This is a genomic window from Serratia sp. EC4, from assembly GCF_059652115.1.
The window spans coordinates 187,985-206,431 of the sequence record NZ_JBNIDE010000004.1 but is presented as its reverse complement, the minus strand read 5'-3'; the positions used below and the strand labels follow the sequence as shown (position 1 = coordinate 206,431).

The window sequence follows — 18,447 nt, the reverse complement described above, 5'->3', positions numbered from 1 at the left end:
ATAAACACAGTAAAACATAAGCGCGAATAATGACTATTACGATGGGTTTATTAGCTCAACGAGCCGTTTAATCTTGTTTGTTGCTATTAACGCGTTTATTGTTACTTAATTGTAAATATAAGCGGGCGCTGCGCCATCGTTAAAAACGCAGGCCCGCCTTCGGTGGAAGAGTGATGCAGCTTCATATTGTTTTAGTGGCTCCGGCGCGGCCGGAAAATGTCGGCGCGGCGGCGCGCGCGATGAAAACCATGGGCTTCACGTCGTTGCGCATCGTCGACAGCGAGGCGCACCTGCAGCCGGCGGCGCGCTGGGTGGCGCACGGTGCCGGCGAGATCCTCGACGGCGTGCAAACGTTCGCCACGCTAGAGCAGGCGCTGGCGGGCGTGGATTTTACCGTCGCCACCACCGCCCGCAGCCGCGCGCGCTTTCACTACTACTGTACGCCGCCCGAACTGCTGGAACAGCTGAGCGAGCGTAAGCAGTGGGTCGGCCAGGCCGCGCTGGTGTTCGGCCGCGAAGATTCCGGCTTGACCAACGAAGAGCTGGCGTTGGCGGACTTGCTGACCGGCGTGCCGATGCAGGCGGACTATCCGTCGCTTAACCTGGGCCAGGCGGTGATGGTGTACTGCTACCAGCTGGCGAGCCTGATGGGTGTCAATACGCCACAGGAAACGGCGGCGTCGGAAGGGCAGCTTAAGGCGCTGCGCCGCCGCGCCGATGCCTTGTTGAGCGCATTGGATGTCGGCGATGACCAAAAATTGCGCGACTGGCTGCACCAGCGTCTCGGCGCGCTGCAACAGCGAGATACGGCGATGCTGCATACGCTGCTGCACGACATCGAAAAAAAACTCGCCAAGTGATAGCGGCTCCATCAGACGGTTACCCAGCGTGATCCACTAGTAAATCGGCTTTAAGTTGTTTTTTTGTTCTGTCATTTTGCTTTTCACCTGTTGCATCGCGCATTACCGCCGCTGAACGGAAAATAAGCAAAAAAAAGAAATAGTTTGACTTGGGATAGCGATTGCTTTAACCAATAGAGGGGACAGAGTATTTCATGAGACAGACAGACAACATGCGCAACATCAGCCTGAAAACCACAATTATTACCACCACCGATACCACAGGTAACGGGGCGGGCTGACGCGCACAGGAAACACAGAAAAAAGCCCGCACCTAATCAGTGCGGGCTTTTTTTTCGGCTTAAATTCGGAGAGATCACACATGCGAGTGCTGAAATTTGGCGGAACCTCGGTGGCGAATGCAGAACGTTTTCTGCGCGTCGCCGACATCATGGAGAGTAATGCGCGTCAAGGGCAGGTAGCCACGGTCTTGTCCGCCCCCGCAAAGATCACCAACCATCTGGTGGCGATGATCGACAAAACGGTGGCGGGCCAGGACATTCTGCCGAATATCAGCGACGCCGAGCGGATCTTTGCCGACCTGCTGAGCGGGCTGGCGCAGGCGCTGCCGGGCTTTGAATACGATCGCCTGAAAGGCGTGGTCGATCAGGAATTCGCGCAGCTCAAACAGGTGTTGCACGGCGTCTCGCTGCTGGGGCAGTGCCCGGACAGCGTGAACGCGGCGATCATCTGCCGCGGCGAAAAACTCTCCATCGCCATCATGGAAGGGGTGTTCCGCGCCAAGGGCTACCCGGTCACGGTGATCAACCCGGTGGAGAAACTGCTGGCGCAGGGCCACTACCTGGAGTCTACCGTGGATATCGCCGAGTCCACGCTGCGCATCGCCGCAGCGGCGATCCCGGCCGACCACATCGTGCTGATGGCCGGTTTCACCGCCGGTAACGACAAGGGGGAGCTGGTGGTGCTGGGCCGCAACGGCTCCGACTATTCCGCCGCGGTGCTGGCCGCCTGCCTGCGCGCCGACTGTTGCGAAATCTGGACCGACGTCGACGGCGTGTATACCTGCGATCCGCGCACCGTGCCGGACGCCAGGCTGCTGAAATCGATGTCGTACCAGGAGGCGATGGAGCTTTCCTATTTCGGCGCCAAAGTGTTGCACCCTCGCACCATCACGCCGATTGCCCAGTTCCAAATCCCATGCCTGATAAAAAACACCTCTAACCCGCAAGCCCCCGGCACGCTGATCGGCAAAGACAGCACCGATGACGCAATGCCGGTGAAAGGCATCACCAACCTGAACAATATGGCGATGATCAACGTCTCCGGCCCGGGCATGAAAGGCATGGTCGGCATGGCCGCGCGGGTGTTCGCCGTGATGTCACGCGCCGGCATTTCGGTGGTGCTGATCACCCAATCCTCTTCCGAATACAGCATCAGCTTCTGCGTGCCGCAGGGCGAACTGCAGCGCGCCCGCCGTGCGCTGGAGGAGGAGTTCTATCTGGAATTGAAAGATGGCGTGCTGGATCCGCTGGACGTCATGGAGCGCCTGGCGATCATCTCGGTGGTCGGCGACGGCATGCGCACCCTGCGTGGCATTTCCGCGCGCTTCTTCTCCGCGTTGGCGCGCGCCAACATCAATATCGTCGCCATCGCCCAGGGCTCTTCCGAACGTTCAATCTCGGTGGTGGTCAGCAATGACTCCGCTACCACCGGCGTGCGCGTCAGCCACCAGATGTTGTTCAACACCGATCAGGTGATCGAAGTGTTCGTCATCGGCGTCGGCGGCGTCGGCGGGGCGCTGATCGAGCAGATCTACCGCCAGCAGCCGTGGCTGAAACAAAAACATATCGATCTGCGGGTGTGCGGCATCGCCAACTCGCGCGTGATGCTGACCAACGTGCATGGCATCGCGTTGGACAGCTGGCGCGACGAGCTGGCCGGCGCGCAGGAGCCGTTCAATCTCGGCCGCCTGATTCGTTTGGTGAAGGAGTATCACCTGCTGAACCCGGTGATCGTCGACTGTACCTCCAGCCAGGCGGTGGCCGATCAATACGTGGACTTCCTGGCGGACGGCTTCCATGTGGTAACGCCGAACAAAAAGGCCAACACCTCGTCGATGAACTATTATCAGCAACTGCGCGCCGCCGCCGCCGGTTCGCACCGCAAGTTCCTGTACGACACCAACGTCGGCGCCGGTTTGCCGGTGATTGAGAACCTGCAAAACCTGCTGAACGCCGGCGATGAGCTGGTGCGCTTCTCCGGCATCCTGTCCGGCTCGCTGTCCTTTATCTTCGGCAAGCTGGACGAAGGGCTGTCGCTGTCGGCGGCGACCCTGCAGGCCAGGGCCAATGGCTACACCGAGCCGGATCCGCGCGACGATCTGTCCGGTATGGACGTGGCGCGCAAGCTGCTGATCCTGGCGCGCGAGGCCGGTTACAAGCTGGAGCTGAGCGATATCGAGGTCGAGCCGGTGCTGCCGCCGTCCTTCGACGCGTCGGGCGACGTGGACCATTTCCTGGCGCGGCTGCCGGAACTGGATAAAGAGTTCGCGCGCAACGTGGCCAATGCCGCCGAGCAAGGCAAGGTGCTGCGCTATGTCGGTCTGATCGACGAAGGGCGATGTAAGGTGCGCATCGAGGCGGTGGACGGCAACGATCCGTTGTATAAAGTGAAGAACGGCGAGAACGCGCTGGCCTTCTACAGCCGTTATTATCAGCCGCTGCCGCTGGTGCTGCGCGGCTACGGCGCCGGTAACGATGTGACCGCAGCGGGCGTGTTCGCCGATCTGCTGCGCACACTGTCATGGAAGTTGGGAGTTTAATATGGTTAAGGTGTATGCACCGGCCTCGATCGGTAACGTCAGCGTCGGTTTCGATGTGCTGGGCGCGGCGGTTTCGCCGATCGACGGCACGCTGCTGGGCGACTGCGTCAGCGTGGAAGCCGCCGAGACGTTCAGTTTGCAGAATGCCGGGCGCTTCGTCAGCAAGCTGCCGGCCGAGCCGAAAGAGAACATCGTTTATCAATGCTGGGAGCGTTTCTGCCAGGAGATCGGCCGCGAAGTGCCGGTGGCGATGCGGCTGGAAAAGAACATGCCGATCGGATCGGGGCTGGGCTCCAGCGCTTGTTCGGTGGTGGCCGGGCTAATGGCGATGAACGAATTTTGCGATCGCCCGCTGGATAAGACGACGCTGCTCGGCCTGATGGGCGAGCTGGAAGGCCGCATTTCCGGCAGCGTGCATTATGACAACGTGGCGCCCTGCTATCTGGGCGGCCTGCAGCTGATGCTGGAAGAAGAAGGCATTATCAGCCAGGAGGTGCCGTGCTTCGACGATTGGCTGTGGGTCATGGCCTATCCGGGCATCAAGGTCTCCACCGCCGAAGCGCGCGCCATTTTACCCGCGCAATACCGTCGTCAGGATTGCATCAGCCACGGCCGCTATCTGGCCGGCTTTATTCATGCCTGCCATACCCGGCAGCCGCAGTTGGCCGCCAAATTGATGCAGGACGTGATCGCCGAGCCGTACCGCACCCGGCTGCTGCCGGGCTTCGCCGAAGCGCGCAAGGCGGCGCAGGACATAGGCGCGTTGGCCTGCGGCATCTCCGGCTCCGGCCCGACGCTGTTCGCCGTCTGCAATGACGGCGCCACCGCGCAGCGCATGGCCGCCTGGCTGCAACAACACTATCTGCAAAACGACGAAGGTTTTGTTCATATTTGCCGTCTGGATACCGCAGGCGCTCGACTACTGGGATAACGCATGAAACTGTACAACCTTAAGGATCACAACGAGCAGGTCAGCTTCGCGCAGGCGATCAAACAAGGCCTGGGCAAGCAGCAGGGGCTGTTCTTCCCGCTGGAGCTGCCTGCGTTCGAACTGACCGAGATCGACCACCTGCTGGAGCAGGACTTTGTCACCCGCAGCAGCCGTATTCTGTCGGCCTTTATCGGCGAAGAGGTGCCGGAAGCGGCGCTGAAGAAACGCGTACAGGCCGCCTTTGAGTTCCCGGCGCCGGTGGCGAAAGTGACGGAAGACGTCTCCTGCCTGGAGCTGTTCCACGGCCCGACGCTGGCGTTCAAAGACTTTGGCGGCCGCTTTATGGCGCAGATGCTGGCGGAAGTGGCCGGCGATCAGCCGGTGACCATTTTGACCGCCACCTCCGGCGACACCGGCGCCGCCGTGGCGCACGCCTTCTACGGCCTGAAAAACGTCCGGGTGGTGATCCTCTACCCGCAGGGCAAAATCAGCCCGTTGCAGGAGAAACTGTTCTGCACCCTGGGCGGCAACATTCACACCGTGGCGATCGACGGCGACTTCGACGCCTGTCAGGCGCTGGTGAAGCAGGCGTTTGACGATCAGGAATTGAAAGATGCGCTGCACCTGAACTCGGCCAACTCGATCAACATCAGCCGTTTGCTGGCGCAGATCTGTTACTACTTCGAAGCGGTGGCGCAGCTGCCGCAGGAAGCGCGCAATCAGCTGGTGATTTCGGTGCCGAGCGGCAACTTCGGCGATCTGACCGCCGGGCTGCTGGCCAAGTCGCTGGGTCTGCCGGTGAAGCGCTTCATCGCCGCCACCAATGCCAACGACACCGTGCCGCGCTTCCTGACCAGCGGCCAGTGGCAGCCGCACGCCACGGTCGCGACGCTGTCCAACGCCATGGACGTCAGCCAGCCGAACAACTGGCCGCGCGTGGAAGAGCTGTTCCGTCGCAAGGTCTGGCAGTTGAAAGAGCTGGGCCACGCGGCGGTCAGCGACGAGACCACCAAAGACACGATGCGTGAGCTGGCCGAGTTGGGCTATGTCTCCGAACCGCACGCGGCCATTGCCTACCGTGCGCTGCGTGACCAATTGCAGGAAGGGGAGTTTGGTCTGTTCCTTGGCACCGCGCATCCGGCCAAGTTTAAAGAGAGCGTGGAGGCGATCCTCGGCCAGGAACTGCCGTTGCCGAAAGCGCTGGCGTTGCGGGCCGATCTGCCGCTGTTGTCGCACACGCTGCCGGCCAGTTTCGGCGAGCTGCGCACGTTCCTGATGGCACTTCCGGCCTGAAATTCGGCAGGTTAGAATGCGAAAAGCCGTCTTGCGACGGCTTTTTTTTATGCCTGCTCCGGGCGCTTGAACACCAGTTCATTGCCCTGCGAGGCGGCTTCGTCGAAGGCGTAGCCTTCCAAGTTGAAGTCCGCCAACTGCTCGCTGCGCGTCAGGCGATTCTTGATGATAAAGCGGCTCATCAACCCGCGCGCTTTCTTGGCGTAGAAACTGATGACCTTGTATTTGCCGTTCTTCTCGTCGAGGAACACCGGTTTGATCAGCGCGCCGTGCAGTTTGGCCGGCTTCACCGCTTTGAAATACTCGTCGGACGCCAGGTTGACCACCACGTCATCGCCCTGTTGCTCCAGCGCTTCGTTGAGCTTTTTGGTGATCTGACCGCCCCAGAAGCTGTACAGATCTTTGCCCTTCGGGTTTTCCAGCTTGATGCCCATCTCCAGCCGATACGGCATCATCAGATCGAGCGGGCGCAGCACCCCATACAGGCCGGACAGCATGCGCAGATGCTGTTGGGCGAAGTCGAAATCGGCTTCGCTGAAATCCTGCGCCTGCAGGCCGGTGTAAACGTCGCCCTTGAACGCCAGCAACGCCTGACGGGCGTTGTCCGGGGTAAATGCCGGCTGCCACTCGCTAAAGCGCGCGGCGTTCAGGCCGGCCAGCTTGTCGCTGATGCTCATCAGGCTGGCGATTTGCGCCGGCGTCAGCTTGCGGCAAATGTTGATAAGCCGCTGAGACTTGTCCAGCAGTTCGGGTTGCGTGAAGCGTTTTGTCGCCAGCGGGCTGTCGTAATCGAGCGTTTTTGCAGGGGAAATAATAACGAGCATGGCCAGATCCTGTTTATCCAAGTGCGGGTACTGTAGCAAAAAGCGCAGGAAAAAGCGGCAATCGGTCCAATAGGCGGGGCGCGCATCGCACGCGCCCCGGAAAACTCAGCGCGGCGGCTTTTGATCGTCCCACACGCCCGGCTCCAGCTGCGATTTCAGCTCCGGGAATCGGGTGGCGTCGAAGGTTGGTAGCTTGCCCAGGCGGCGCTGGCGATGGTAGTCGTCGGCCAGTTTCAGCGCCACCCGCGACAGCAGCAGGATCGCCGTCAGGTTGGTGATCGCCATTAGCGCCATGGAGGTATCCGCCATTTTCCACACCAGCGGCAGCTCCGCCAGCGCGCCGAACATCACCATGCCCAGCGCCACACAGCGGAAAATCAACAGGCCGCCCGGATGATTGTGTTCGAGGAACACCAGGTTGCTCTCGGCATAGGCATAGTTGGCGATGATCGAGGTGAAGGCGAAGAAGAAGATGGCGATGGCGACGAACGGTGCCCCCCAGCTGCCGACGGCGGTCGACAGCGCGCGCTGCGTCAGATCGATGCCGCTGATGCTGTCGGTCGGCTGATCGAGTATGCCGGAAGAGAGGATGATCGCCGCGGTGGCGCTGCAGATGACGATGGTATCGATAAACACCCCGAGCATTTGCACGTAGCCCTGCGAAGCCGGATGCGGCGGATAAGGCGAGGCGGACGCCGCCGCGTTGGGCGCCGAGCCCATGCCGGCTTCGTTGGAGAACAGGCCACGCTGCACGCCCTGGGTCATCGCCTGGGAGATGCCGTAACCGACGGCGCCGGCTGCGGCTTCCTGCAGGCCGAAGGCGCTTTTGAAGATCAGCGCCAGGATCGCCGGCATGTGTTCGATGTTATGGCCAATCACCCAGAGAGCCAGCAGCAGGTAGGCGCCCGCCATCAGCGGCACCACCAGTTCGGCCACTTTGGCGATGGAACGGATGCCGCCGAAGATCACCACGCCGCTCAGCAGCACCAGACCGATGCCGACGTGCAGCGGTTGCAAATGGAAGGCGACGGCGGAGGCTTGCGCGATGGAGTTGGCCTGCACGGCGTTGAACACCAGACCGAACGCGATGATCAGGAAGATCGAGAACAGCACGCCCATCCAGCGCATGCCGAGGCCTTTTTCCATGTAATAGGCCGGGCCACCGCGGTAGTTGCCGTTGTCGTCTTTGGTTTTATAGAGCTGAGCCAGCGAGCTTTCCACAAATGAGGTGGCCATGCCGATAAACGCCACCACCCACATCCAGAAGATGGCGCCGGGGCCGCCGGCGGTCAGGGCGATGGCGACGCCGGTCAGGTTGCCGGTGCCGACGCGCGCCGCCAGCGTGGTGCACAGCGCCTGGAAAGAGGAGATGCCGGCGCTGTCGCTTTTATTGCTGTTTTTCAACACCGAGAACATGTGGCTGAAGTGGCGAAGCTGGATAAAGCGGGTACGCAACGTGAAGTAAATGCCGGTGCCGAGCAGCAGATAAATCAGCACTGACCCCCACAAAATGTTGTTTATAAAATTCATCAGGTCCGTCAAGGGATCCCTCCTCTTATCGAAATGTCATGCGCACCTTGCAGCATCCACCGCAGGTGAAAAACATTGGCCTATTTTTTACAAGAGCTTAGCTGGAATCTGTCCGGCGTCAGTCGATTAAGATTTTTCGCAGATTAGCGGACGAATTGCATCAATTTTTTCGAATTTAACATAATTTATTCGGGCGATAGCACGTTATTGCCTTTCCATCCGCTCGGTTATGGCGAAAGATATCGGCGTAAACGGTTGCTCGCCCAAGGATAAAACAGATGCTTGCGCGCCGCGGTTTTCCAGCCTTGCACCGGGCTTGGCGCATGTTATTATCAGGGCAGGGCATGGTTGAACAATGCCAAAAGTTCATGCACAAACGATGAGATAATGCCAACATGACCGACAAATTAACTTCCCTGCGCCAGCTGACTACAGTGGTTGCAGATACGGGTGATATCGCGGCAATGAAGCTGTATCAACCGCAGGACGCCACAACCAACCCTTCGCTGATCCTCAATGCAGCCCAAATTCCTGAATACCGCAAACTGATTGACGAAGCCATTGCCTGGGCGCGCGGCCAGAGCAGCGATCGCGAGCAGCAGATCGCCGACGCCGCCGACAAGCTGGCGGTCAACATCGGTCTGGAGATCCTCAAACTGGTTCCGGGCCGCATCTCCACCGAAGTGGATGCACGCCTGTCTTACGACACCGTTGCCAGCGTGGCCAAGGCCAAGCGCCTGATCAAGCTGTACAACGAAGCCGGCATCAGCAACGATCGCATTCTGATTAAACTGGCCTCGACCTGGCAGGGCATCCGCGCGGCGGAGCAGCTGGAGAAAGAAGGCATCAACTGTAACCTGACGCTGCTGTTCTCCTTCGCTCAGGCTCGCGCCTGCGCCGAAGCCGGCGTTTACCTGATCTCGCCGTTCGTCGGCCGTATCCTCGACTGGTACAAAGCTAACGGCGACAAGAAAGAGTTCGCTCCGCACGAAGATCCGGGCGTGATCTCCGTGACCGAAATTTACCAGTACTACAAACAGCACGGTTACAACACCGTGGTGATGGGCGCCAGCTTCCGCAACGTCGGCGAAATCATCGAACTGGCCGGCTGTGACCGCCTGACCATCGCGCCTGCGCTGCTGAAAGAGCTGGCGGAGAGCGAAGGCGCGCTGGAGCGTAAACTGTCTTACACCGGTGAAGTGAAGGCGCGTCCTGCCGCACTGACCGAACCTGAGTTCTACTGGCAGCACAACCAGGATCCGATGGCGGTTGAAAAACTGACCGACGGCATCCGCAAGTTCGCCGTAGACCAGGGTAAACTGGAAAAAATGATCGCCGACCTGCTGTAATTCCCGCAGATCGCGCAGTAAAAAGGTGGCTCAGGCCACCTTTTTTTATGCCCGACGCTCCCGCCGGCGGGGGAAGCCCTTATACTCTCGGCAATGACAACAGAACGGGAGACGAACCCGTTCGGACCCCATCAGGCTGTAGAGGTTACGCATGGATATTTTACGTATTGGTTTGGTTTCCGTTTCCGACCGCGCTTCCGGCGGCGTTTACCAGGATAAAGGCATTCCGGCGCTGGAGGAGTGGTTGGCCGGCGCGCTGGCGACGCCCTTCAAGCTGGAAACCCGGCTGATCCCCGATGAGCAGACGCAAATTGAACAAACGCTGTGCGAGCTGGTGGACGAAATGGGCTGCCATCTGGTGCTGACCACCGGCGGCACCGGGCCGGCGCGCCGCGACGTCACCCCCGACGCCACGCTGGCGATCGCCGATCGCGTGATGCCCGGCTTCGGCGAGCAAATGCGTCAGATCAGCCTACACTATGTGCCAACGGCAATTCTTTCTCGCCAGGTGGGGGCGATCCGCAAACAGGCGCTGATCATCAACTTGCCCGGCCAACCGAAGTCGATCAAGGAAACGCTGGAAGGGGTAAAGGATGAGCAGGGCAATGCGGTGGTGCATGGCATCTTCGCCAGCGTGCCTTATTGCATTCAACTGCTTGACGGGCCTTACGTCGAAACGCACGCCGCGGTGGTAGCAGCATTTCGGCCAAAGAGCGCGCGTCGCGAGATAAACCTCTAAATTTCAGCGTTCTGCGAGATCGGCTTCAGCCCGTCTGGTGTGAAAATAATTTGCCGTTATAGTAAGGATTCTTTTACAGAAAGCCTGCGGCTTTTATTTTTACAGCCTTTACCGACGGTGCCCTATGCCTCACGACAATAATCGCCGGCTGAACCGGCAAGACTACAAAACGCTGACGTTGGCCGCGTTGGGCGGCGCGCTGGAGTTTTACGACTTCATCATCTTCGTGTTCTTCGCCGCCGTGGTCGGCGATCTGTTCTTCCCGGCGGACATGCCGGAGTGGCTGCGGCTGGTGCAAACCTTCGGCATCTTCGCCGCCGGCTATCTAGCCCGCCCGCTGGGCGGCATCGTGATGGCGCACTTCGGCGATCTGGTCGGCCGCAAAAAGATGTTTACCCTGAGCATTCTGCTGATGGCGTTGCCGACGCTGGCGATGGGTCTGCTGCCGACCTACGCCAGCATCGGCATCGCCGCGCCGCTACTGCTGCTGCTGATGCGCGTGCTGCAGGGCGCGGCGATCGGCGGTGAGGTGCCGGGCGCCTGGGTCTTCGTCGCCGAACACGTGCCGCGCCGGCGCATCGGCTTCGCCTGCGGCACGCTGACCGCCGGGCTGACGGTGGGCATCTTGTTGGGCTCGGTGGTGGCGACGGTGATCAACACCACGCTCAGCCCGCAGAGCATCGCCGGCGGCGGCTGGCGCATTCCTTTCCTGTTGGGCGGCATGTTCGGCCTGGTGGCGATGTACTTGCGCCGTTGGCTGCAGGAGACGCCGATCTTTATCGAGATGCAGGCGCGTAAAGCGCTGGCCGAAGAGCTGCCGCTGAAATCGGTGGTGATCAACCACAAACGGGAAGTGGCGGTGTCGATGCTGCTGACCTGGCTGCTCTCCGCCGGCATCGTGGTGGTGATCCTGATGACCCCGACCTATCTGCAAAAACAGTTCGCCATTGCGCCGGCTTTGACGCTGCAGGCCAACAGCATCGCCACCATCATGCTGATCGCCGGCTGCATCGTCGCCGGTTTGTCGGCCGATCGCTTCGGCGCCAGCAAAACGCTGGTAGTCGGCAGTGTGCTGCTGGCCGGCTGCAGCTGGCTGTTCTATCAAACGGTGGGCGTGCGCCCGGAAATGCTATTCGCCTGCTATGCGCTGGTGGGCTTCAGCGTAGGCGTGGTGGGGGCCGTGCCGTATGTGATGGTGCGGGCCTTCCCGGCGGAAGTGCGGTTTACCGGCATCTCGTTCTCATATAACGTCTCGTACGCTATTTTTGGCGGTTTAACCCCTATTTTTGTGACGCTGATCATGAAATTAACCCCGTTAGCGCCCGCTTACTATGTGTTGGCGCTGTCGCTCCTCGGGCTGCTGCTCGGCGTCTACCTGCATCGCGACCTGAACAGCGAAGCCGGGGAGCGGCGAGCCGACTCCTACAGCTAAAAAAAAAGCCCTGCAGTGCAGGGCTTTTTCGTCAGGGGAGGGCGATTACGCCGCGACCGGTGAGGCCGCGACGCGGGCCGGGGCCGGTTCGCCAATCGGCAGCACGGTGCGGCCGTATTGCTCGTTGAGCACTTCTGCCATCGCCAGGTAGATGGCGCTGGCGCCGCAGATGATGCCCTCATAACCGGCGAAGGTCAGCAGCGCGTGGTTGCCGGTGATGTTGCCGACGGCCAGCAGGGCGAACAGCAGCGTCAGGCTGGCGAACACGAACTGCAGCACGCGGTTGGCGCCCAGGGTGCCGAAGAACATGAACAGGGTGAAGACGCCCCACAGCGCCAGGTAGATGCCCAGCACGTGCGCCTCGGTGGCTTCAGCCAGGCCCAGACGCGGCAGCAGCAGCAGGCCGACCAGGCTCAGCCAGAAGCTGCCGTAGGCGGTGAAGGCGGTCATGCCGAAGGTGTTGCCCTTCTTGTACTCCAGCAGACCGGCCAGGATCTGGGCCAGGCCACCGAAGAAAATCCCCATGCTGATGATGGCGGAGTTCAGTGGGAAAAAGCCCGCGTTGTGCAGGTTCAGCAAGACGGTGGTCATCCCGAAGCCCATCAGGCCGAGAGGGCCGGGATTCGCCAACTTGTTGGTGTGCATAAGTCCTCTGCGATAACAGAAAATTAACGGAAACAGCGAAGTAAAATCATAAATGGTCTGAATGGCCAAAAAATCGAAGTTTTCCACCAGAGCGCGCGCATCATAATGATCCCCGCAGCCGGAAACAATGATCTGAATGACGATAAAAAAAGAAATTTTTTTCGCCTTGCCCCTTGATGCCGGACTGGATGGCCCCATCTTATTTGCAACCGCAGCTGCTAACCGCGGGTCGCACTGAGATATCGGGCAGTTGAAAAGCAAAAAATCGCCCGCATATAGGTTAGCAACCTGACTGATTATGAATTTTTTAGTGGAGACGTTTAGATGGGCAAAATTATTGGTATCGACCTGGGTACTACCAACTCTTGCGTAGCAATTATGGATGGTGCCAAGGCACGCGTGCTGGAAAACGCCGAGGGCGACCGCACCACTCCTTCTATTATCGCATATACCCAGGACGGTGAAACTCTGGTTGGCCAGCCGGCTAAGCGTCAGGCAGTGACCAACCCTGAAAACACCCTGTTCGCCATCAAGCGCCTGATCGGTCGCCGCTTCCAGGATGAAGAAGCGCAGCGCGACAAAGCGATCATGCCGTACAAAATCGTCGAAGCCGACAACGGCGACGCCTGGCTGGAAGTGAAAGGCCAGAAAATGGCTCCGCCGCAGATCTCTGCGGAAGTGCTGAAAAAAATGAAGAAAACGGCGGAAGATTACCTGGGCGAACCGGTAACTGAAGCGGTTATCACCGTACCGGCTTACTTCAACGACGCCCAGCGTCAGGCGACCAAAGACGCCGGCCGCATCGCGGGTCTGGAAGTCAAACGCATCATCAACGAACCGACTGCGGCGGCTCTGGCCTACGGCCTGGACAAAGAAGTCGGCAACCGCACCATCGCGGTTTATGACCTGGGCGGCGGTACTTTCGATATCTCCATCATCGAAATCGACGACGTTGACGGCGAAAAAACCTTTGAAGTGCTGGCGACCAACGGTGACACCCACCTGGGTGGCGAAGACTTCGACAGCCGTCTGATCAACTACCTGGTGGAAGAGTTCAAGAAAGATCAGGGTATCGATCTGCGCAACGATCCGCTGGCGATGCAGCGTCTGAAAGAAGCCGCTGAGAAAGCGAAGATTGAACTGTCTTCCGCTCAGCAGACCGACGTTAACCTGCCGTACATCACCGCAGACGCGACCGGTCCAAAACACATGAACATCAAAGTGACTCGCGCCAAACTCGAGTCGCTGGTTGAAGATCTGGTTGCGCGCTCTATCGAACCGCTGAAAGTGGCGCTGAAAGACGCAGGCCTGTCGGTTTCCGACATTCAGGACGTGATCCTGGTGGGCGGCCAAACCCGTATGCCAATGGTGCAGAAGAAAGTCGCAGACTTCTTCGGCAAAGAACCGCGTAAAGACGTGAACCCGGACGAAGCGGTTGCCGTGGGCGCTGCGGTACAGGGCGGCGTGTTGGCCGGTGATGTGAAGGACGTTCTGCTGCTGGACGTGACCCCGCTGTCGCTGGGTATCGAAACCATGGGCAGCGTGATGACGCCGCTGATCACCAAAAACACCACGATCCCGACCAAGCACAGCCAGGTGTTCTCTACCGCTGAAGACAACCAGTCTGCGGTAACCATCCACGTGCTGCAGGGTGAGCGTAAGCGCGCCAGCGATAACAAATCTCTGGGCCAGTTCAACCTGGACGGCATCCAGGCGGCGCCGCGCGGCATGGCGCAGATCGAAGTGACCTTCGATATCGATGCCGACGGCATCCTGCACGTGTCTGCCAAAGACAAGAACACCGGTCGTGAGCAGAAGATCACCATCAAGGCATCTTCTGGCCTGAACGAAGACGAAATCCAGAAAATGGTGCGCGACGCCGAGCTGAACGCTGAAGCTGACCGCAAGTTCGAAGAGCTGGTACAGACGCGTAACCAGGCGGATCACCTGATCCACGGCACTCGCAAGCAGCTGGAAGAAGCGGGCGACAAACTGCCGGCGGAAGACAAAACGGCGATTGAAGCGGCGCTGAAGGATCTGGAAGCGGCGGTGAAAGGCGAAGATAAAGCCGAGATCGAAGCGAAGACTCAGGCGCTGGTGCAGGTTTCCGGCAAACTGCTGGAAATGGCTCAGGCGCAGCAGGCTCAGCAGGGTGCTGACGCCGGCGCGGACAACGCGGCGCAGAAAGACGACGACGTGGTTGACGCCGAGTTCGAAGAAGTTAAAGACAAAAAATAATCGCCCTTAAGCGGGCACGGGGCGGCCGAGGTGTCGTTCCCGGAAACCAGCACGGGCGTCGAGGCAACTCTGCGCCCGTGCACGCATGTTAAGGGTAAGCGAAAGAATGGCGAAGAAAGACTATTACGAGATTCTCGGCGTCAGCAAGACGGCGGATGAACGTGAGATCAAAAAGGCGTATAAACGCCTGGCGATGAAATACCATCCTGACCGCAACCAGGAACAAGACGCCGAAACCAAGTTTAAAGAAGTTAAAGAAGCTTACGAAGTTCTGACCGACGACCAGAAACGCGCGGCCTACGACCAGTATGGGCACGCGGCCTTTGAACAGGGCGGCATGGGCGGCGGCGGCTTTGGCGGCGGCGCCGACTTCAGCGATATCTTTGGCGACGTGTTTGGCGACATCTTCGGCGGAGGCCGCCGTCAGCGCGCCAGCCGCGGTTCCGATCTGCGCTATAACATGGAGCTGACCCTCGAGGAAGCGGTACGTGGCGTCACCAAAGAGATCCGCATCCCGACGCTGGAAGAGTGCGACGTCTGCCACGGCAGCGGCGCCAAACCGGGCAGCTCGCCGGTGACCTGTCCAACCTGTCACGGTCAGGGCCAGGTGCAGATGCGTCAGGGCTTCTTCACCGTGCAACAGGCGTGTCCGCACTGCCATGGCCGCGGTCAGATTATCAAAGATCCGTGCAACAAGTGCCACGGCCACGGCCGGGTAGAAAAATCCAAGACGCTGTCGGTGAAAATTCCGGCCGGCGTCGATACCGGCGACCGCATCCGCCTGGCGGGTGAAGGTGAAGCCGGCGAACACGGCGCACCGGCGGGCGATCTGTACGTTCAGGTGCAGGTGAAGGCGCACCCGATCTTCGAGCGTGAAGGCAACAACCTGTACTGTGAAGTGCCGATCAACTTCGCCATGGCGGCGCTGGGCGGCGAGATTGAAGTGCCGACGCTGGACGGCCGGGTGAAACTGAAGGTGCCTTCGGAGACCCAAACCGGCAAGCTGTTCCGCATGCGCGGCAAGGGCGTGAAATCGGTGCGCGGCGGCAGCCAGGGCGACCTGCTGTGCCGCGTGGTGGTGGAAACCCCGGTCAATCTGAACGACAAGCAGAAGCAGCTGCTGCGTGAGCTGGAAGAGAGCCTGGGTGGCCCGTCCGGCGACAAGAACAGCCCGCGTTCGAAGAGCTTCTTCGACGGGGTGAAAAAGTTCTTTGACGATCTGACTCGCTAACCTACTGTTTCTTTTGGTTTATGTACGAACCCCGGACTTCTGTTCCGGGGTTTTTATTTGCGCGCCAAACCGCAAATTCCATAATATAAGTGTGACTTATTCGTGCTTTTTATCGGTTTTTCCGAGTTATTTAGCATTTATAAACTTATTTTTTCGAACTAAAACGCCCTCTATACTCACTTCATGACTGTGGTTCGCAGGGCGCTACGTCCTGCACAGATTTGGAGAGACGTACTGTGACCAACATCATTCGTCAATTTTTACGTCAGGAAGCCGCGGGCGGTATCATTCTGATCGCGGCGGCGATCGTCGCCCTGATCATGGCCAACACCCCGGCGCAGGGGATCTATCAGGCATTCCTTAACCTGCCGGTGATGGTGAAGATTGCTTCGCTGGAGATCGCCAAGCCGCTGCTGCTGTGGATCAACGATGGCCTGATGGCCATCTTCTTCTTGGTGGTGGGGCTGGAGGTCAAGCGCGAGCTGATGCAAGGCTCGCTGTCCGGGCGCGATAAGGCGGTGTTTCCGGCGATCGCCGCGCTGGGCGGCATGCTGGCGCCGGCGCTGATTTACCTGCTGTTCAACGGCGCGGATGACGTCACCCGCCAGGGTTGGGCGATCCCGGCTGCGACCGATATCGCCTTCGCGCTTGGCGTAATGGCGCTGCTGGGCAACCGCGTGCCGACCAGCCTGAAAGTGTTCCTGCTGGCGTTGGCGATCATCGACGACCTGGGCGTGATTATCATCATCGCACTGTTCTACACCCACGAAGTGTCGATGGTGGCGCTGGGCGTGGCGGCGGCGGCGACGGCGCTGCTGGCGGTGATGAACTGGCGCGGCGTGGGTAAAACCTCGCTGTACATGATGGTCGGCCTGGTGTTGTGGGTGGCGATCCTCAAGTCTGGGGTGCATGCGACGCTGGCCGGGGTGATCGTCGGCTTTATGATCCCGTTGAACGTCAAAAAGGGGCCATCGCCGTCGGAAACGCTGGAGCATGAGTTGCACCCTTGGGTCGCGTTTATGATCCTGCCGCTGTTCGCTTTCGCCAACGCCGGGGTCTCTTTGCAGGGCGTATCGCTGGAAGGGTTAACGTCGCTGCTGCCGGTCGGGATTGCGGCTGGGCTGTTTATCGGCAAGCCGCTGGGGATTTTCCTCTTCAGCCTGCTGGCGGTGAAAATGGGCATCGCCCGTTTGCCTGAAGGCATCGGCTTCAAACAGGTGTTTGCCGTTTCGGTGCTCTGCGGCATTGGTTTCACCATGTCGATTTTTATCGCCTCGCTGGCGTTTGGCGATGCAGATGCGGCGCTCAGCACTTATTCCCGCCTGGGGATCCTGTTGGGCTCCACCACTGCGGCGGTGGTAGGGTATGGATTGCTGCGTCTGGCGTTGCCGCGCGTGCGTTAATCCTGAATGTGCCCGGTAAAGGCACATAATAAAATGGCTGGTCGGAGCTGTACGGTATAAAATATGTGCAGCTTCGGCCGTTCTTCGTTGGGACTAATGGGGTTATACGTTGTCTGAAGCAGGGAAAGGAAGTTTGTCGCTCGTCACGGCACACCGTTTGCCGCTGCGAAACGTTGTTAAGGAGAGCCGCTCGTGAGGATGTCGCATATCAACTTTAATCACCTTTACTATTTCTGGCAGGTCTGCAAGGCCGGTTCCGTGGTTGGTGCCGCCGAAGCGTTGTTTCTGACGCCGCAGACCATCACCGGCCAGATCAAAGCGCTGGAAGAGCGGTTGGACGGCAAGCTGTTCAAACGCCAGGGGCGCGGGTTGGTGCCTTCGGAGCTGGGGCAGTTGGTGTTCCGCTATGCCGACAAGATGTTTATGCTCAGCCAGGAAATGCTGGATATCGTCAACTACCGCAAAGAGTCCAACCTGCTGTTCGACGTCGGCGTAGCGGATGCGCTGTCGAAGCGGCTGGTCAGCCAGGTATTGGAAACGGCGGTGGTGGTGGACAACGAGCAGATCCACCTGCGTTGCTTTGAATCGACGCACGAGATGCTGCTGGAGCAGCTTAGCCAGCACAAGCTGGATATGATCCTCTCGGATTGCCCGGTGGACTCCAGCCAGCAGGAAGGGCTGTTCTCGCTGAAGCTGGGCGAGTGCGGCATCAGCTTTTTCTGTCGCCAACCGGCGCCGGACCTGCCGTTCCCGGCTTGTCTGGAGCAGCGCAAGCTGCTGATCCCCGGCCGCCGTTCGATGTTGGGGCGCAAGCTGCTCAACTGGTTCAATACGCAGGGCATTCAGGTGGAAATTCTGGGCGAGTTCGACGATGCGGCGCTGATGAAGGCCTTCGGCATGTACCACAATGCGATCTTCGTGGCGCCGACGCTGTATGCGCAGGATACCTACAACGATGACAACGTGGTGGAGATTGGGCGTATCGACAGCGTGCAGGAGGAGTATTACATCATCTTCGCCGAGCGCATGATCCAGCATCCGGCGGTGCAACGCGTCTGCAACAAAGACTTCTCGGCGCTGTTTTCCTGCTAGCGGTTCACTGAACGCAGGACGTAAAAAAACCGGCCTGAGCCGGTTTTTTTATCAAGCAG

15 protein-coding genes and 1 other annotated feature are annotated in these 18,447 nt (G+C 59.5%); of the genes, 12 read left to right on the top strand and 3 right to left on the bottom strand.

Translation table 11 applies throughout. The features are described 5' to 3' along the window. Positions 1-173 precede the first annotated feature (173 nt). From ACP39K_RS14410 to thrC, 5 genes are all read left to right on the top strand, one after another. Positions 174-860 (top strand): tRNA/rRNA methyltransferase, encoded by a 687-nt coding sequence (locus tag ACP39K_RS14410; RefSeq protein ID WP_016929150.1) that lies wholly within the window; start codon positions 174-176, stop codon positions 858-860. 194 nt (positions 861-1,054) lie between these two features. Next, the gene (thrL, locus tag ACP39K_RS14405) at positions 1,055-1,141 is read left to right on the top strand and encodes a thr operon leader peptide (protein WP_071525951.1); all 87 of its coding nucleotides are present in this window, start codon (positions 1,055-1,057) and stop codon (positions 1,139-1,141) included. Next, positions 1,080-1,197 (top strand) — a sequence feature (Thr leader region). It overlaps the preceding gene by 62 nt. A 24-nt stretch (positions 1,198-1,221) precedes the next feature. Next, on the top strand, positions 1,222-3,681 hold the full coding sequence (thrA, locus tag ACP39K_RS14400) for a bifunctional aspartate kinase/homoserine dehydrogenase I (RefSeq protein ID WP_016929149.1): 2,460 nt from the start codon (positions 1,222-1,224) through the stop codon (positions 3,679-3,681). Between the two features lies 1 nt (position 3,682). After that, positions 3,683-4,612 carry a homoserine kinase gene (gene thrB / locus ACP39K_RS14395; protein ID WP_016929148.1) on the top strand — a complete coding sequence of 310 codons (930 nt, stop codon included), beginning with the start codon at positions 3,683-3,685 and terminating at the stop codon, positions 4,610-4,612. 3 nt (positions 4,613-4,615) lie between these two features. Then, complete coding sequence (thrC, locus tag ACP39K_RS14390; RefSeq protein WP_197818402.1) at positions 4,616-5,905, top strand: threonine synthase; 1,290 nt, start codon at positions 4,616-4,618, stop codon at positions 5,903-5,905. A 47-nt stretch (positions 5,906-5,952) separates the two neighbouring features. Here thrC and yaaA read toward each other — a convergent pair whose 3' ends face one another. After that, a complete protein-coding gene (gene yaaA / locus ACP39K_RS14385; protein WP_497008601.1) occupies positions 5,953-6,729 on the bottom strand; it encodes a peroxide stress protein YaaA in 777 nt (258 codons plus the stop codon). A 105-nt stretch (positions 6,730-6,834) separates the two neighbouring features. Further along, complete coding sequence (locus ACP39K_RS14380) at positions 6,835-8,271, bottom strand: alanine/glycine:cation symporter family protein (protein ID WP_033641226.1); 1,437 nt, start codon at positions 8,269-8,271, stop codon at positions 6,835-6,837. Positions 8,272-8,654: 383 nt separating this feature from the next. On the opposite strand from ACP39K_RS14380, the gene tal reads away from it, so the two are divergent. The 3 genes from tal to ACP39K_RS14365 all read left to right on the top strand — a co-directional run bounded on the left by tal (position 8,655) and on the right by ACP39K_RS14365 (position 11,779). Continuing rightward, complete coding sequence (tal, locus tag ACP39K_RS14375; RefSeq protein WP_004932982.1) at positions 8,655-9,608, top strand: transaldolase; 954 nt, start codon at positions 8,655-8,657, stop codon at positions 9,606-9,608. Positions 9,609-9,759: 151 nt separating this feature from the next. Beyond that, positions 9,760-10,347 carry a molybdopterin adenylyltransferase gene (gene mog / locus ACP39K_RS14370; RefSeq protein WP_015376607.1) on the top strand — a complete coding sequence of 196 codons (588 nt, stop codon included), beginning with the start codon at positions 9,760-9,762 and terminating at the stop codon, positions 10,345-10,347. 124 nt (positions 10,348-10,471) lie between these two features. Continuing rightward, positions 10,472-11,779 carry an MFS transporter gene (locus tag ACP39K_RS14365; protein WP_016929143.1) on the top strand — a complete coding sequence of 436 codons (1,308 nt, stop codon included), beginning with the start codon at positions 10,472-10,474 and terminating at the stop codon, positions 11,777-11,779. Positions 11,780-11,824: 45 nt separating this feature from the next. Here the strand turns inward: ACP39K_RS14365 and satP are convergent, their stop codons facing one another. Beyond that, positions 11,825-12,424 (bottom strand): acetate uptake transporter, encoded by a 600-nt coding sequence (satP, locus tag ACP39K_RS14360; protein ID WP_048796026.1) that lies wholly within the window; start codon positions 12,422-12,424, stop codon positions 11,825-11,827. Between the two features lie 324 nt (positions 12,425-12,748). On the opposite strand from satP, the gene dnaK reads away from it, so the two are divergent. The 4 genes from dnaK (at position 12,749) to nhaR (ending at position 18,388) form a co-directional block, all read left to right on the top strand. After that, complete coding sequence (dnaK, locus tag ACP39K_RS14355) at positions 12,749-14,662, top strand: molecular chaperone DnaK (protein ID WP_004932972.1); 1,914 nt, start codon at positions 12,749-12,751, stop codon at positions 14,660-14,662. A gap of 106 nt (positions 14,663-14,768) precedes the next feature. Continuing rightward, positions 14,769-15,893 (top strand): molecular chaperone DnaJ, encoded by a 1,125-nt coding sequence (gene dnaJ, locus ACP39K_RS14350; RefSeq protein ID WP_004932969.1) that lies wholly within the window; start codon positions 14,769-14,771, stop codon positions 15,891-15,893. A gap of 236 nt (positions 15,894-16,129) precedes the next feature. Further along, positions 16,130-17,296 (top strand): Na+/H+ antiporter NhaA, encoded by a 1,167-nt coding sequence (gene nhaA / locus ACP39K_RS14345; protein ID WP_033641227.1) that lies wholly within the window; start codon positions 16,130-16,132, stop codon positions 17,294-17,296. A gap of 192 nt (positions 17,297-17,488) precedes the next feature. Then, positions 17,489-18,388: a transcriptional activator NhaR gene (gene nhaR, locus ACP39K_RS14340; protein WP_028127865.1), complete on the top strand. Its 900-nt coding sequence runs from the start codon at positions 17,489-17,491 to the stop codon at positions 18,386-18,388. Positions 18,389-18,447: the final 59 nt, after the last annotated feature.